Source organism: Dyella japonica (assembly GCF_040545895.1).
GTDB classification, from domain to species: Bacteria; Pseudomonadota; Gammaproteobacteria; order Xanthomonadales; family Rhodanobacteraceae; genus Dyella; species Dyella japonica_D.
Genome location: NZ_JBEPMU010000006.1, coordinates 35030 through 48983 on the forward strand (window position 1 = coordinate 35030; position 13954 = coordinate 48983).

The window sequence follows — 13954 nt, forward strand, 5'->3', positions numbered from 1 at the left end:
CGACCATGAAAGGCGACTTTGCACGCGTCACCTTCAATCCGGCGCACCACTACACCCAGGTATTGCAGCAGCAGGGAAGGGTGCTGCTGGAAGCCGACAGCAATGAGCAGGCCAGCATCCAGCTGTATCTGCTGCACAGCCTGATCCGCGACCTGGTCGGCTCGTGCTGGGCCGCGGGTACAGGCTTCGCCATCGGCGTGCAGCCCGACATGGCGGACTGGACGCTTTCGCCGGGACACTTCTACGTGGACGGCATCCTCTGCGAGAACGACACCTCGTGCACACTGGCAAGCCAGCCCTACCTGCCGTTGCCGGCGGATGGTTCCGGCGACTGGGTACACGTTCCACGGCAGTTCGCCTTGTGGGTGGACGTATGGGAGCGCCACCTGTCGGCAATCGAAGCGCCGGGCCTCGCCGATATAGCCCTGCAGGGCGTGGACACCGCCACGCGTGCGCAGACCGTGTGGCAGATACGCATGCTCGACCTCGATGCGGAGCGCCTGGGTGCATCGCTGGCGGACACCCGCGCCGCCATCGGCCTCAGCGGCCGCGACGATGCCGGCAAGAAGCAGGCGATCGCGGAACTGGACGGCTTGCGCAAAAATCTGCCGAGTCTCGGCGCGGCCAATCGCAATGACATCTGCACCACCTTGCGCCAGGTGCTGACGGTGCGGCCGCGCTATGCCTGGCCGCGCCTGCGCGCGATGCTCGGGCCGGTCGAAAGCGACAGCGATCCCTGCGTGATCGCGGCCGATGCGCGTTACCGTGGCTGCGAGAACCAACTCTATCGCGTCGAAGTGCATCACGGTGGACTCGCCGGCACGACGGAAGTGCCCACCGCCGCAAGCTTCAAATGGTCACGCGAAAACGGTTCGGTGATCTTCCCCATCGTGAAGACGGCTAACAATCCACAGTCGGATGGATCCATGCAGGTGGTGGTGACGCTGGCCAAGCTGGGGCGCGATCAACGGCTGGGACTCGCGGTGAAGGATTGGGTGGAACTCGTCGACGACGATTACACCTTGTCCCAGCTGGCTTATCCGCTGATGCAGGTAATCGCCATCGATGCCGCCGATGGCATCGTTACGCTGGCGGTGCCGACCGGCGATACGGCGTACGCCGTGGGCGGCGCGGCCAAGCATCCGCTGTTGCGGCGCTGGGACCAGAGCCTGCAGCTCGACGCGCACGGTTGCGTGGCGCTGATCGAAGGCGAGGCGATCGATCTGGAAGACGGCGTGCAAGTCAGCTTCGAGCCGGGCGGCGTCTATGCCACCGGCGACTACTGGCTGATTCCCGCGCGTGTTGCCGGCAACGGCACACTGGACTGGCCCAAGGATGGCGACAAAGGTGCTGCCCTCAAGTCGTTCGGCATGCATCACATTGCGGTGCTTGGCACGCTGTGGCCGCAGATGGGCTACACCGAATGCTGCTGCCGTTTCGATTCGCTGTGCACCTTGCTTGGTCAGGCGTCCAATCGCCGCGTGGTGGATGGCGGAGCCGTCGTGGCGCCTGCCGCGCCGGTACGCAAGACGGCGGTCAAGAAGAGCGGCGCCACATCGGTATCGAAGGCCGTGGCAGCGAAAAGCAAGCGCGCGCCCGCCAAGGCCGTCAAGAAGACAGGAGCGCGCAAGACCGGAAAGCCGCGTTGAATGCGCTGTGACATGGATTTTCGTTGCGTAAGCATACTTAAGACGTAAGCCATAGCACGTATTACTCATCCCAAGCGTCCCGGCGAGGCATATGCTCTCCCATGGGCTCCGGCAGATGCCGCCTGGAAGCGCGTGCTGATTTCCTTAGCCTCGCAAGCCCGATGAGAGGTCGACATGCCCACGCAAAAGGGGTTGCTGGATTTCGATCTACGCCTGTCGAAGGAGGGGGATCGCTACTTCGCGAAAGTCTCCCAGTCGCCAGCGGGCGAATCGGAAAAAGTGCAGATCAACATACAGTTCGGCGCCGAGCCGCTGGAAGCGTTGCGGCGCAGGCTTGCCGACGCGGTGACGCGCGGCCCGAATCCTCGAGCCTTCCCGCCATCCAAAGAGGAACGCATCCTGCGCGAGTTCGGCGACCAGATCTTCCGCGCGGTGTTTCGCGATGCGTTTGCGGTGGCCATGAAATTCGAAGCGAGCCTTGGCATGGTGCGCCAGCGTTCGGACGAACTCGAAGGCTTGCGCGTGAAGCTGCATGCCGATTCGCCCGAGCTGGCCATCCTTCCGTGGGAGTTCATGTTCGACAACGCCATGGGTAACGACGACGCGTACCTGTGCCTGCGCAATCGCTCGCCGCTGGTGCGCTTTCTCGATGTCGAAGGGCCGCCCACCAAGTTGCCGGTGGATGGACCGCTCAGGATTCTCGGCATGGTCTCCAACCCCGGTGTCACCGGCTGGCCCAAGCTCGATGTGGAAGCCGAGCGCGAACGCATCGAGACCGCGCTGAAGGGCGTGCCCAAGGGCAGCGTCGATTTCAAATGGGTTCCCGGTGGATCCACCGATGATCTGTTCGACATCATGCAGGAAGGTCCGTGGCACATCTTTCACTTCATCGGCCACGGCGGTGTCGACGAGTATGTGAGCGGCGATGAGGGCGAGCAGAGCACGCGCGGCTATGTGGTAATGCAGGATGGCCTCGGCCAGGCAGTCAAGGTCGACGGTTCGTCGCTGGGCGTGATGCTGCAGGGCGATGGCAGCCTGCAGCTTGCCGTACTCAATTGCTGCGAAGGCGCGCGTGGTGCGATTTCCAGTGCCGGCGCCTCGCTGGTGAGCTGGGGCATGCCGATGGTGGTGGCGATGCAGTTTCCGATGTCGAACGGATCGTCGGCCGATTTCGCCGGGAAGTTCTACCGCTCGCTGGTCAGTGGGCAATCGATCGAGCACGCCATCACCGTCACGCGGCAATTCATGCGCACCAAGACCAGCCTTGAATGGGGTGTGCCGGTGCTTTTCAGCCGCTCCGGTTCCAGCGTGCTGTTCCACGTCGAGCCCGCGCCAAGTCCCGTCGAAGCGGAGGGTGGGCCGGCTGTCGCGCCGCCCGCCGCGCCCACGGTCAACCTGCGCGCCCGCGAAGAACTGCGGAGATTGTTCTCCTGACGTCATGAATCCGCGGATCACAAGGGGGACGCTTCCGTGATGCTTGCAGCGCCATCGATCGACATCGTGCTGGCAAGCGTGATCGTCGTGCTGCTCGCGGGCATCGGCTTCAACCAGCCGAGCTGGTCCCGCAGCTTCACCACGGCGTTGCGCTACTACAGCGCGTATGGCGCGCACATCGCGCTGTACCTGGTGGCGTTCCTGGTGATCTATGCATCGGCGTGGCGTGTGTATGCATGGTCCGCCGATCCGGGCCCGTCGGAAGCGTCGGAAGTAAAGCCGCAGCTTGCCTGGCTCGCCCTGCTGGTCATGGTCGCCGTGCGCGCGATTCCCTATACGGCGAGAAGGGTACGGCGCTGGGCGCATGACTGGGCGGACATTCCCGATTGCGCACATCGCTTCGCCCATGCACTGGCCGGCGCCAGCTTCGAGCCTGGCGATTTCGATGACGATGCGCGTGCACTGCTGAAGGCGCGCGGCATCGATGTCGGCGGCGACTGGTTGCCCTCCGTGGAATCGGCGCAGCAGCAACTGCTGTCGGCCACTGCGTTGTTCCTGCGCATACGGCAGTGGGAAAGTTCGCCGCGGGCCGCGCAGTTCGTGACGGACGCGCGACAAAGCATCGACCTGCTCAGGCATCGCTTCGATCGCTTGTCGTTCCGCGTCTCGCGCACGCTGGCTTCCATCGAGCGGCTGGGCGACGTGCGGCATCTGTTCCTGCAGCAGGCCGGCGAATCGGTCGAATCGCGTCCGCTCGACGATCTGCTGCGCAAGCTGTTCAACGACCTGATCGCGGACATCTTCGAGGATATCCATGCCTTCCACGCTGATGCCTGCCTGATCGCTGCGCGCGGCACGCTGGCCATGCGCAACACGCGGCAAGGTCGCGATGCGATGGTCGCCGCGATGGGCTTCCGTCTGCCGCGCAAGGAAGGGCGCGGCACCTTCCTGTTGCTGGCGCGCGTGGCCTTGCTGGTCGTGGCCAGCCTGTGGCTGTATTTCCACATCATGCCGGCGGCGAAGGCGGCGATTCCGGCCAGGGCGTTGTTCCTGGTCATCACGCTCAACCTCTTCGGCGCCATCGCCATCGCCGTGATACCCAAGCGGCATTGGGGCTTTGCCAATTCCGGGTTGTGGCAGAAGACGCCCAAGTGGTTCGTGTTCGGTGCCGGCGTGTCGGCAATGTTGCTTGGCGTGCTGGTGAACCTCTGCATCGGTGCACTGCTCGGCGGCGCCGCGGGCGCGCTGAGGCGTTTGCAGGATGGCTCGGTGTTCCTACCGTACCTGTTTGCCACCGCCGCCGTCGTGGCGTGGCTGATCCAGGATCATCGCTGGTCGCGCGTGACGTCGCGACTGCGTCGCCGCCTGTACGACGCCCTGAGCTGGGGCGCGGCGTGGATGGCGGCGTCACTGGTCTCGATGTCGTTGATCATCCTGCGCAACGCGTTCTCGGCGGAGCATCGCGCGGTGACGAATGTTCCCATTGCCGACCCGCTGGTGGCCTTGCTGGTCGGCCTTGGCGTGAGTTTCGTGTTTGCCGCGGTGCTCGGCTATTTCATTCCGGAACTGGTGCGCGCACGCGATGCGCCGCGACCGCAGGAGGCCGGCGGCGACGATCTGCTGGAGTTCGTGCCCAAGAGCCTTCGCCAATTCGTCCCATGAGGAGCACGGCCATGCCGTTCTACATGACGCAATGGAGCTACAAGGATGGGCAGATGAAGCGTTTCCTGACCCAGCCTTCCGATCGTGCCGAAGTGGTGCGCGTGGCGATCGAGGCATTCGGCGGCCAGCTGCACAGCTTCTTCTATTGCTTTGGCCAGTACGACGGCGTGGCCATCTCCTCGTTTCCCAGCCAGGAGATGGCGCTGGCGTGCTGGATGTCCATGTTCGGTGCAGGCCGCAACAAATGCATACGCACGACGGTGCTGATCGAGCCCGATGAGGGAACGCGCGCGATGGCCATCGCGGGCGAATTCGTCGGCGGCCAGAAGCCGGGCGAGTGATCGCCGACGACCATGCTCAAGCCAGCCATCAGTTTCGATGCCGACATGACCGCGGGCGCCGCGATCGAGCGACTCGCCATGAACGGTTTCTGGGTCGCTGCGGATCATCCCGGTGTGCAGCCGCGACTGGGCTTGCTCGCCAGCCGCGCGCAACTGACGATCGATCAAGTTTCCAAGACCCTGGCGCGCGATGCCGCTGGCTATGGCGCGGCGATTCGGCGGCAATGGGGCGCACGTGTGCTGTGGTATGTGCGCGAACTGTGCGAGGTGTTGGAACGATGCGCGAACGCACCGCCAGGCGAACCCCTGCTCGATGTGCTGCAGCTGCATGAAACCGATGCGTCGCCCACGTTGCCGTTGGAGACAGGGCGGTCGACGCTGCTGTCGAACGGCGTGGTCATGGATGACGGGAAACCCGTGGCCGTTTCGCTGGCTTCCGGTGCGCCGATGCCGCCGCCTTTCATCTCGGCGGCCATTCCTCGCTCTGCCGCCGACATGACGACGCGTTCTGCCGCGGAGGCGCCATCGTCCGCTGCACCATCCGCGCCCACGGAAGTGCCCGCATGGCCGCGCATCGATGCGCCGGATTACACGCTAGCCTTGTTGCCGTTCGACGTTGTCGTGGGTTTCGGCGCTGCGCCACAGGTGGATGTGAGCGGCGGCCAGGTGGTGCTGCGCGCCGCGCCGGGCGTGAGCACGGTCGAGGTGACGGTGGAACTGTCGACCGATCCCGGCATCCAGTCGCGCGATGGCTGGAGCCGCACGATGACGGTGAACCTGAGCGATGTGACCGCAGCCAGCGCACGATTCACCCTGGTGGGGCAGGAGCGGATGGATGCGTGGCATCCACTGCTGACCACGCTGGAGCTTCGCTATCTGGTCGGTGGAACGGTCTGCGGTACGGCGTCCAGGCCCATCATCATTCTTCATTCGCGAGATACCTTGCCGCCGGAGCAAGATGCGCGCGGCGACGCGTGGTCGGCCCATGCCACCGCCGTTCCCATGGATCTTTCCGCGGACGACCAGGCGCCGGACCTGACCATCGAGATCAGCAAGCCCGACCGCAACGCCGCGAGCGGGCAATACATGTGCCAGTTGTTTTCGCCGCACGCGCTGGTGAGCGAGCGCGGCCCGTTCCCGATGGACCTGGGGCAGGACGCCAAGACGTTTGCCGGCGCCATCGTCGAAGAGGTTCGACTGTTCGCCAAGAGTCCCTTGCTCGACATGACGCTGGAGGGCATCGGCAGGTTGGTGGCGCAGCGCTTGCCGGCACCGGTGTTCCAGGCGCTGCGCGAAGTGGCGACGATGGTGTCGCCCGCCGTGCCCGCCGTGTTGATCGTCAGCGCGGAACCGTATGTGCCCTGGGAACTGGCCTGGATCGAGCCGCCGTTGGATCCTGCGCTCCCGGCTTATCTCGGTTGCCAGGCCTTGCTGGGACGCTGGCTGCGCGACAACGATGCAGCAGCGTCGGCGATGGACGGGTCGCAGGCGCCGCGTCCCTCAACGCACCCGATCGCCAGACTCGCCGTGCGCCACATGGCGGTGATGGCGGCGTGGTATCAGGCATCGAGCGGTTTGCGCCGGCTACCCATGGCCGAAGCCGAAGCCACCACCATCGTGAGCGAACACGGCGCGCTGGCGCTTGCGGCGACGGCGCAATCGATGCGGCAATTCCTTGGTGCATCGCTGGAAAACGGCTTCGACCGCATCGGTGGCGTGGAGGCGGCGCACTTCGCCGGCCATGGCGATTTCGACGCCACGCGGCCCGATGCTTCAACGCTGTTTCTCGGCGATGGCACGCCGATGCGCTCCAACCAGTTTCGCGCGGCCCGCTACGGCGGTGCGCAGCAACCGCTGTTGTTCCTCAATGCGTGCATGCTCGGCATCGGTGGCGAGTTGCTTGGCGACATGGGCGGCTTTCCCGGCAATTCGTTGCGCGGCGGTTTCGGCGGCGTGCTTGGCGCACTCTGGGAAATCGATGATGACGTGGCGCGCGACATTGCACTGGAATTCTGGCGGCGCGCCTTGCCGCCGGCACCTGCGAAGGGCGAAGCGGTGGGCGTGATCCTGCGCGACCTGCGCTCGCGTTTCATGGCCGGCGCCGGTGCATTGCCCGTATCAACCTATCTTGCCTACGTGTACTACGGACATCCGCGGCTCACGCTTGAACACGCTTCATGACGCCCATTGAGGAATCACCTCATGCCAAGCTCACGACTCACCGGATCGGCCCAGGCCGTCTCCCTCGGCGAAGGCTATGCACTGCGTGCGCCCGGTCTGCAGGGCGAAGCCACCTTGTTGCCACCTGCCGATGCCACGACACGCTCGCGTGCCGCCGCGCCCGATGCCGGCATGGCCGCACTCGACGAAGCGCTGCGCGCGCAGCATGTGGACGAAGTCAAACGCATCGATCTCTCCGTGCAGCCGGTACCTGGCGCAGCCGCCGCTACCGCGCTGCGCAGCGCAGGTGCGCAGGCGAACGTCGAGCTGCAAGTGCCTGACCTGGGCGACGAGGTCGGACAACTGGTGTTGTCCATCGATGACGCAGGTGCGGTGCGCTGGCATCTGCCCGAGCCTGACGTGGGCGGCACGGCCGCATCGCGTGGCGCGGGCGGCAGCAAGCGGTTCCTGATACCAGCGACGGTGGTGTCGGGTTCGACCGGCGAACCCGGCACCGCCAACCGCAGCATTTTTGGCGCGGCGGCACGTCGCTTGTTGAAGGTGCTGGTGTATCCCATCACCGATCCCATCGTCGGCAAGCTCAGCGAACTCTTCGCGGCGCATTGGGAAGCTACCCATCGCCCGTACGGTCTGCGCAGTTTCACTCCCGACAACTACCAGAACGCCGATGTGCCGCTGCTCGATACGGCAGCTATCGCCGCCATGGCGGCGCAAGGACCGATCCTCCTGTTCGTCCACGGCACCTTCAGCACTGCGCACGCTGCGTTCAGCGGATTGCCGCGCGAGACGATGCAGCAGCTCCATGCCCGTTATGGACAACGCGTAGTGGCATTCAATCATCCAAGCCTGTCTGCCGCGCCCGAAGACAACGTGCGCTGGTTGCTGGAGCACTTGCCGGCGACGCCCATGGCGATCGACGTGATTTGCCACAGCCGCGGTGGACTGGTGGCGCGCGTGCTGGCCGAACGACTGAGCGCGTTCGCGCTCGATGCCTCGCACGTGCAGGTGCGCCGCATCGCCTTTGTCGGCGTGCCGAACCAGGGCACGGCCCTGGCCGACGCCGATCACATGGTGTCGATGATCGATCGCCTCACCACCGCATTGACGCTGTTTCCCACCGGACCGGTGACCGAAACGCTGGAGGCCATGGTCACCGTGATCAAGATGATCAGTCACGGTTTCCTGAAAGGGCTTCCCGGCATTGCGGGCATGCAACCGGGCGGGGCGTTTCTCAGCACGCTCAATACATCGAGCACCACGGCAACGCAGTACTTCGGTATGACCTCGAACTACGAACCCACGGTCAGCGGTTTGCGAGGCCTTGTTGCCGGCACGGCCGATGGCGCCATCGACCAGGTGTTCGAGAATGCGCAGAACGATCTGGTCGTGCCCACCGATGGCGTGTGGGACAGCAACGGCGCCACTGGCTTTCCCTTGCAGACGGCACACCTGCTCGTGCTGAAACCCGCCGACGGCGTGATGCACACCAGCTATTTTCCGCATCACGCCGTGTCCGAGAGATTGCTTCAGTGGATGACGATCTAGATTCACGGACGGGTGGAAAAAACTGGACTGCGCCATGCGTCGATGCCCTTGGCCTTCGGCGAAAGCGCAGCCAGCCGTCCGATTCCCGTCGCCTGCCCGGACGAAAGCGGTGGATTACCGTTCGCAGCCATTGCGCTGGTCACGGAGGCTGTCATTGGCGACGCGCTCGCCTCGTTGCAATCCGATCCTCAGGCGTCGCAAGGCCAGGCTCAGCCCTATCCGGTAGCCGCTGCCAATGTTGCCGTTGATGATGACGGTGGCGACGGGAGGCTTGTGCAGGCCGGCGCAGCACTCGATCCCATCGCCAAAATCGTCATGCACGTCGATATACGGCGCGCGCAGGTCGTCGATCGCCTCGCACAGACCTGCCTCGGGGTGCGCGCGCATCTCGGGCGTCAGATCGCCCGGGTCCAGCAGCACGAATTCGGTGGCATCGGACCTTGCCGCGCACACCAGCGCAATGAAGTCGCTCAAGGCGCCGCATGCGCGCAGTTCGAGCGTACGTCCTGCCTGGAAGGCCTGTTGCTGAAGGTTGTAGAGCAGGTCGGCGGTGAGGGAATGGCCGCTACCGTGCGGCCCACGAACAATCAGGATACTCACGACATCGCACTCGTCAAAGCTGCACAGAGCGAACGTGCCATGGTGCAGCCAGATGCCGTAAAGCCGCTACGCTGGAACCGGTGCCGATGCGTAAAATCTTCGCAAGTTACTTGCTATGCAATCATCGGGAATGGAGTCGGGCGACGAGCGGCGTGGCGATCACCGCGAGCACGGCGATGGCTGCTGCCACGTAACCGACATCATGAAGGCCGCCGTGCGCAATCGTGAACCCGCCGATCATCGCGCCGAGGCCGATGCCTGCGTTTGCGGCGGAGACATTGAAGGTTCCTGCCAAGGCCTGCGCATGCGAAGCGGCCTTCATCACGCGCACCTGGCAGATCGGAAACAACGCCGTATAGGCGACGCCCCAAAACACCAGCGATGCAATGAACCAGCCATGGTGCCGGGCCAAGGGCGCGCTCGCCACCATGCCCGCCGCCAGGATCAAGGTGAAAACCACCGTTGCACCCAAGGGGTAGCGCTCGACCACGCGGCCGCCGAGCCAGTTGCCGATCAGTCCGATGGCGCCAAATCCCATCAACCACCAGCCGACCTGTGCGGAGGGAACGCCTGCCACTCGCTCGAGCGTGTCCGCCAGATACGTGTACGCGGTGAACATGGCGGTGAACACGAGCACCGAAAGACCGACGTGAGCGACGAAGTGCGGGTCTTTCAGGATGCGCGCCTGGTCAGCCAGGCGCATGCGCTTGGGGCGTTCCGGTGATGGCATGAAGGCAGCCATGGAGGCGGCCATCGAGATCGAAAGCACCGCGAGCAGCCAGAAGGCGCAACGCCAGCCGAAGGCGTCAGCAGCCAGTGTGCCCAGCGGAATGCCGAACAACAGCGCGGCTGAAATGCCAAGATAAACCGTGGACACGGCGCGTCCGGCGCGCAACGGTCCCGCCAGCTGTCCCGCCGTCTCGCTGGCCGTGCCCCAGAACACCGGCAGCAGCAATGCGGGAATGAAGCGCGCGAGCCCGAGTACCCAGATGTTGGTGGCCATGGCGGCCAAGGCGTTGGCGGCGGCGAACACCAGCATGATGGCGACGAACAGGCGCTTGCGATCCACATGAGAAAGCAGGCCCGTCAACAGGGGGCCAAACAGCATCACGGTGAAAGCGAACAGCGTCACCAGCTGCCCCGCGATGGCGATGGAAATGCCAAGCCCACGCGCGAGTGCCGGCAACAGCCCCACGATCAGGAATTCCGTGGTGACGATGACGAAGGCGGCGACCGCAAGAATGGCAATCGACCCGGTATGGCGCACCGCTGGGGCTGCGATGGGCGCGGTCGACGGCAGGCATGACATGACGAGATCCAGTGGAGAAGCGGGAAGCCTCTCACTCTATGACGGATCCGACATCCTATTTATGGTATTTATTCCGCGCATTCTGGAATTCAGTTCCATATAGGCCGCTTCGAATGACTCCCGCAGAACGGCTGAAGGGCCTCGATGTTTTCGTGTACACGGCGGAGGCGGGCAGTTTCACCGCGGCAGCCGAGCGCTTGAACCTGACCAATTCCGCGGTGGGAAAGAGCGTCGCAAGGCTGGAAGCGCGGCTGGGCGTTCGCCTCTTCGATCGCTCGACGCGTAGCCTCTCCCTGACCGATGCGGGCACGGCGTTCTACCGCACCTGCGCCCGCGTGCTGCGGGATCTGGAAGAAGCGGAATCCGTGCTGGAAGCGCAAAATCTTGAGCCCACCGGCCGCTTGCGCCTGGATCTTCCGGAAGCGTTCGGGCGCAGAAAAGTGCTGCCCATCCTGCTGCCTTTTTTCGAGCAACACCCGGGTCTTCGTCCACACCTGTCGTTCACCGATCGCTTCGTGGATATCGTGGACGAGGGCATCGATGTCGCCGTGCGCATCGGCGGTGCCCATGCATGGCCGGACGGAATAGGGCATCAGTATCTCGGTTCCGAGCGGCTCATTTTCTGCGCTTCGCCTGCCTATCTGGCTCGACGTGGCGAGCCGATGTCAGTGGCCGATCTGGACCAACACAGTGCCGTGATCTACGGCCGCGCCGATGGCAGCACAAGCCCCTGGCTGATCGCGCAACACCAAGGCCCGGCCGAACAACGCACCATGGAGGGAACGATGATTGTCGGCAGCGGCGAAGCCTTGGTCAGCGCGACAAAAGCCGGATGCGGCGTGGCCCAACTGGCGACCTGGCTGGTGCAGGACGAACTGCAAAGCGGCCACTTGGTCAAGATTCTCCCGCATCTGGAAGCCGAAGGTCTGCCGCTTCATCTGGTATGGCCGTCCAGTCGTCGACTCCTGGTCAAAGTCGATGCCGTCCTGAAGCTGTTGATGAGCACGCTGCAAATGGATTAGTGGCGAGCAAAGGCCTGGTGCAGGCCTTGTTCCAGCGTGGCCATGGAATGCTGCTTTCCTGCGCTTATTGAAATCCAGCGGCCATTTCCTGCGCGATGGCGATGAACGCGCGCGTGGCCGCCGAGCAGTAGGCATGTCGACGGCGCAGCAGTGCCGCTCGGCGTGTTTCCATGGCGGGCTGGAGTTTTATCGCCACCAGCCCGGGCCGGATGACGTTGGCCGGCAGGATCGTGGCCAGGTCGGTGTGGCGCACGATGTCGGTCAGCGCTTCGATCGAGTTGGCCTCCACCACAATGGACGCCCGAAGATGCTTGCTGCGTAGGTAGTGATCAACGAGCCGGCGCGTGGAGAACGAGGCGTCCAGAATCGCCAGCGGCATCTGCGCCAGCTCTTTCGCCGTGACCGCCGCCTTGCCGGCCACCCTGTGCTTCTTGCCGACGATCAACATCGGGCGTTCTTCATGAAGCGGCGTTGCCTCGATGTCTTCCGCAGGAAGATCGCCAAAGCCTATGCCGAGATCCAGCTCATCGTCCCTCAGCGCCGGCTCGATGGCTTCCTGCGAAGAAACGCGGACGCTCAAGGTGACACCGGGGCAATGTTTGCGGAAACGCTGGAGCACCGGGCCGATGAAGTAGCTGGCGACGCTGGGCGTCACGCCCAGGCGCAACGTGCCCGTGGAAAGATCTTCCACATCGCGAACTGCCCGAATCGCCTGCTCCAGTTCCGCCAGGGCGCGACCCGCATGCTGAAGGTAGATCGTTCCCAGATCCGTTGCGCGGATCTTGCGGCCGGAACGATCGAGAAGCTGCGCACCCACGCGCTCTTCCAGTTCCTTGATCTGCTGCGATAGAGCCGGTTGCGAAACATGCAACGCCTGCGCCGCGCGCGTGAAGCTCCCGTGATCGACCACGGCCTTGAGATAGCGGACATGACGGAGGATGGTCACCTATAACCCCCAGCTTATGGCTTTGCTAAGAAATCGGTCTTGGACAGTTATAGACCAGCGTCGTAACTTTTTCACCAGACGAGCAACGAACCGCTTCGTCGACCACCCCGACAAAACCTTTCATGCCTCGCTTGCTTCCGCCACGCGGAATGCAGCCATCGATCAGCGGAGAGTTGACCATGCAACAGTTTGCGCGAGTTCTCACCAGCACCGGCGTCGTCCCCGTCATCCTGAAGGACGGCAAGCACCTGGACCTTCGCCCCATCGTGTCCGACATCACGGCGGACGCCATCGCCAGCGGCCTCCTGAACCAGGTCGACACCCGCGGCCTGACGCCCGTCGAGGGCGACTTCAGCTTCCTCGCACCCATCGCCGACGTGCGCCAGATCACCGCGACGGGCTTCAACTACCGCAAGCACATCGAGGAATTCAAGATGACGCCGCCGACCGAGCCGGAGGTGTTCCTGAAAGCCATCAGTTCGTTGTCCGGCCCGGATGATCCGATCTCGCGCGGACCCAATCCCCAGGTGAAGCTCGATTGGGAAGTGGAGCTGGCGATCGTGGTCGGGCGTGAAGCCACCGATATCACCGCCGAGGAAGCTCCCGGCTACATCTTCGGCTTCGTGTGCATCAACGACGTATCCGATCGCGATACCCAGGTCGACCAGCAGGGCCAGCAGCATCTGGTGCGCGCCAAGTCGCGCCCCGGCTACTCGCCGGTGGGCCCGTATCTCACGACCGGCATCGACGGTATGACGCTCGATGTGTGGACCAAGCTCAACGGCAACTACGAGCAGCAGGGCAACACCAGCGACATGCTGTTCTCCATCAACGACATGCTGGCCTATTTCTCGACCCATATGACGCTGCTGCCGGGCGACCTGCTCGCCACGGGTACGCCGCCGGGCGTGGGTTTCGGCAAGAACCGCTTCATGCAGGTCGGCGACGTTCTGGAATGCGGCATCACGCATCTGGGTGCGCAGCGGCACGAAATCCGCGCGTGAATGTTCGATAGCGGAAGTGGTCTCAGGGGCAATTTTCCCTGGGACCACTTCTGCATTTCTGGAAAGGGCGCTGACATTTTGCCGGCCCCGAGCACTCACGCTTGCCTGCGGTCGCGCGGACATCCATCTCGCCCAACCCTGACAGACGATCCGAAGCCTGCTCGTTAGGGTCGGTTTGTCACTCGCGCTGTCGTAATTGCAGCGCCTCGCGAGTGACCATGACGACCTTGTCATGAGGCGCGGGCCGTGAGTGGTGCAACA

General features: G+C 64.1%; 11 protein-coding genes. 8 read left to right on the forward strand and 3 right to left on the reverse strand.

Annotation, left to right across the window (positions count from 1 at the left end; translation table 11 throughout):
- Positions 1-5 precede the first annotated feature (5 nt).
- From ABIC75_RS18310 to ABIC75_RS18335, 6 genes are all read left to right on the forward strand, one after another.
- Entirely contained in the window at positions 6-1649 is a 1644-nt protein-coding gene (locus tag ABIC75_RS18310; RefSeq protein ID WP_354015338.1) for a DUF6519 domain-containing protein, read from the forward strand.
- 174 nt (positions 1650-1823) lie between these two features.
- Positions 1824-3083 carry a CHAT domain-containing protein gene (locus ABIC75_RS18315; protein ID WP_354015339.1) on the forward strand — a complete coding sequence of 420 codons (1260 nt, stop codon included), beginning with the start codon at positions 1824-1826 and terminating at the stop codon, positions 3081-3083.
- A gap of 39 nt (positions 3084-3122) precedes the next feature.
- Positions 3123-4745 carry a hypothetical protein gene (locus ABIC75_RS18320; protein WP_354015340.1) on the forward strand — a complete coding sequence of 541 codons (1623 nt, stop codon included), beginning with the start codon at positions 3123-3125 and terminating at the stop codon, positions 4743-4745.
- A gap of 11 nt (positions 4746-4756) precedes the next feature.
- Positions 4757-5086: a GYD domain-containing protein gene (locus ABIC75_RS18325; RefSeq protein ID WP_354015341.1), complete on the forward strand. Its 330-nt coding sequence runs from the start codon at positions 4757-4759 to the stop codon at positions 5084-5086.
- 12 nt (positions 5087-5098) lie between these two features.
- Positions 5099-7267: a TCAD7 domain-containing protein gene (locus tag ABIC75_RS18330; RefSeq protein WP_354015342.1), complete on the forward strand. Its 2169-nt coding sequence runs from the start codon at positions 5099-5101 to the stop codon at positions 7265-7267.
- A 21-nt stretch (positions 7268-7288) separates the two neighbouring features.
- Complete coding sequence (locus ABIC75_RS18335; RefSeq protein ID WP_354015343.1) at positions 7289-8812, forward strand: esterase/lipase family protein; 1524 nt, start codon at positions 7289-7291, stop codon at positions 8810-8812.
- A 114-nt stretch (positions 8813-8926) separates the two neighbouring features.
- Here the strand turns inward: ABIC75_RS18335 and ABIC75_RS18340 are convergent, their stop codons facing one another.
- Positions 8927-9412, reverse strand: coding sequence for a hypothetical protein (locus tag ABIC75_RS18340; RefSeq protein WP_354015344.1), 486 nt, complete (start codon positions 9410-9412; stop codon positions 8927-8929).
- Between the two features lie 121 nt (positions 9413-9533).
- Complete coding sequence (locus ABIC75_RS18345; protein ID WP_354015345.1) at positions 9534-10721, reverse strand: MFS transporter; 1188 nt, start codon at positions 10719-10721, stop codon at positions 9534-9536.
- A gap of 113 nt (positions 10722-10834) precedes the next feature.
- On the opposite strand from ABIC75_RS18345, the gene ABIC75_RS18350 reads away from it, so the two are divergent.
- Positions 10835-11743, forward strand: a complete 909-nt coding sequence (locus tag ABIC75_RS18350) for a LysR family transcriptional regulator (protein WP_354015346.1) — start codon at positions 10835-10837, stop codon at positions 11741-11743.
- A gap of 64 nt (positions 11744-11807) precedes the next feature.
- On the opposite strand, the gene cynR is transcribed toward ABIC75_RS18350, so the two are convergent.
- Entirely contained in the window at positions 11808-12689 is an 882-nt protein-coding gene (cynR, locus tag ABIC75_RS18355; protein ID WP_354015347.1) for a transcriptional regulator CynR, read from the reverse strand.
- A 179-nt stretch (positions 12690-12868) separates the two neighbouring features.
- Here cynR and ABIC75_RS18360 point away from each other — a divergent pair, with 179 nt between their 5' ends.
- The gene (locus ABIC75_RS18360) at positions 12869-13693 is read left to right on the forward strand and encodes a fumarylacetoacetate hydrolase family protein (protein ID WP_354015348.1); all 825 of its coding nucleotides are present in this window, start codon (positions 12869-12871) and stop codon (positions 13691-13693) included.
- Positions 13694-13954 lie beyond the last annotated feature (261 nt).

What these genes read in the sequence shown, in the direction of transcription:
- ABIC75_RS18310 (WP_354015338.1), top strand. Translation starts at nt 6, where the DNA reads ATGAAAGGCGACTTTGCACGCGTCACCTTCAATCCGGCGCACCACTAC.
- ABIC75_RS18315 (WP_354015339.1), top strand. Translation starts at nt 1,824, where the DNA reads ATGCCCACGCAAAAGGGGTTGCTGGATTTCGATCTACGCCTGTCGAAG.
- ABIC75_RS18320 (WP_354015340.1), top strand. Translation starts at nt 3,123, where the DNA reads ATGCTTGCAGCGCCATCGATCGACATCGTGCTGGCAAGCGTGATCGTC.
- ABIC75_RS18325 (WP_354015341.1), top strand. Translation starts at nt 4,757, where the DNA reads ATGCCGTTCTACATGACGCAATGGAGCTACAAGGATGGGCAGATGAAG.
- ABIC75_RS18330 (WP_354015342.1), top strand. Translation starts at nt 5,099, where the DNA reads ATGCTCAAGCCAGCCATCAGTTTCGATGCCGACATGACCGCGGGCGCC.
- ABIC75_RS18335 (WP_354015343.1), top strand. Translation starts at nt 7,289, where the DNA reads ATGCCAAGCTCACGACTCACCGGATCGGCCCAGGCCGTCTCCCTCGGC.
- ABIC75_RS18345 (WP_354015345.1), bottom strand. Translation starts at nt 10,721, where the DNA reads ATGTCATGCCTGCCGTCGACCGCGCCCATCGCAGCCCCAGCGGTGCGC.
- ABIC75_RS18350 (WP_354015346.1), top strand. Translation starts at nt 10,835, where the DNA reads ATGACTCCCGCAGAACGGCTGAAGGGCCTCGATGTTTTCGTGTACACG.
- ABIC75_RS18360 (WP_354015348.1), top strand. Translation starts at nt 12,869, where the DNA reads ATGCAACAGTTTGCGCGAGTTCTCACCAGCACCGGCGTCGTCCCCGTC.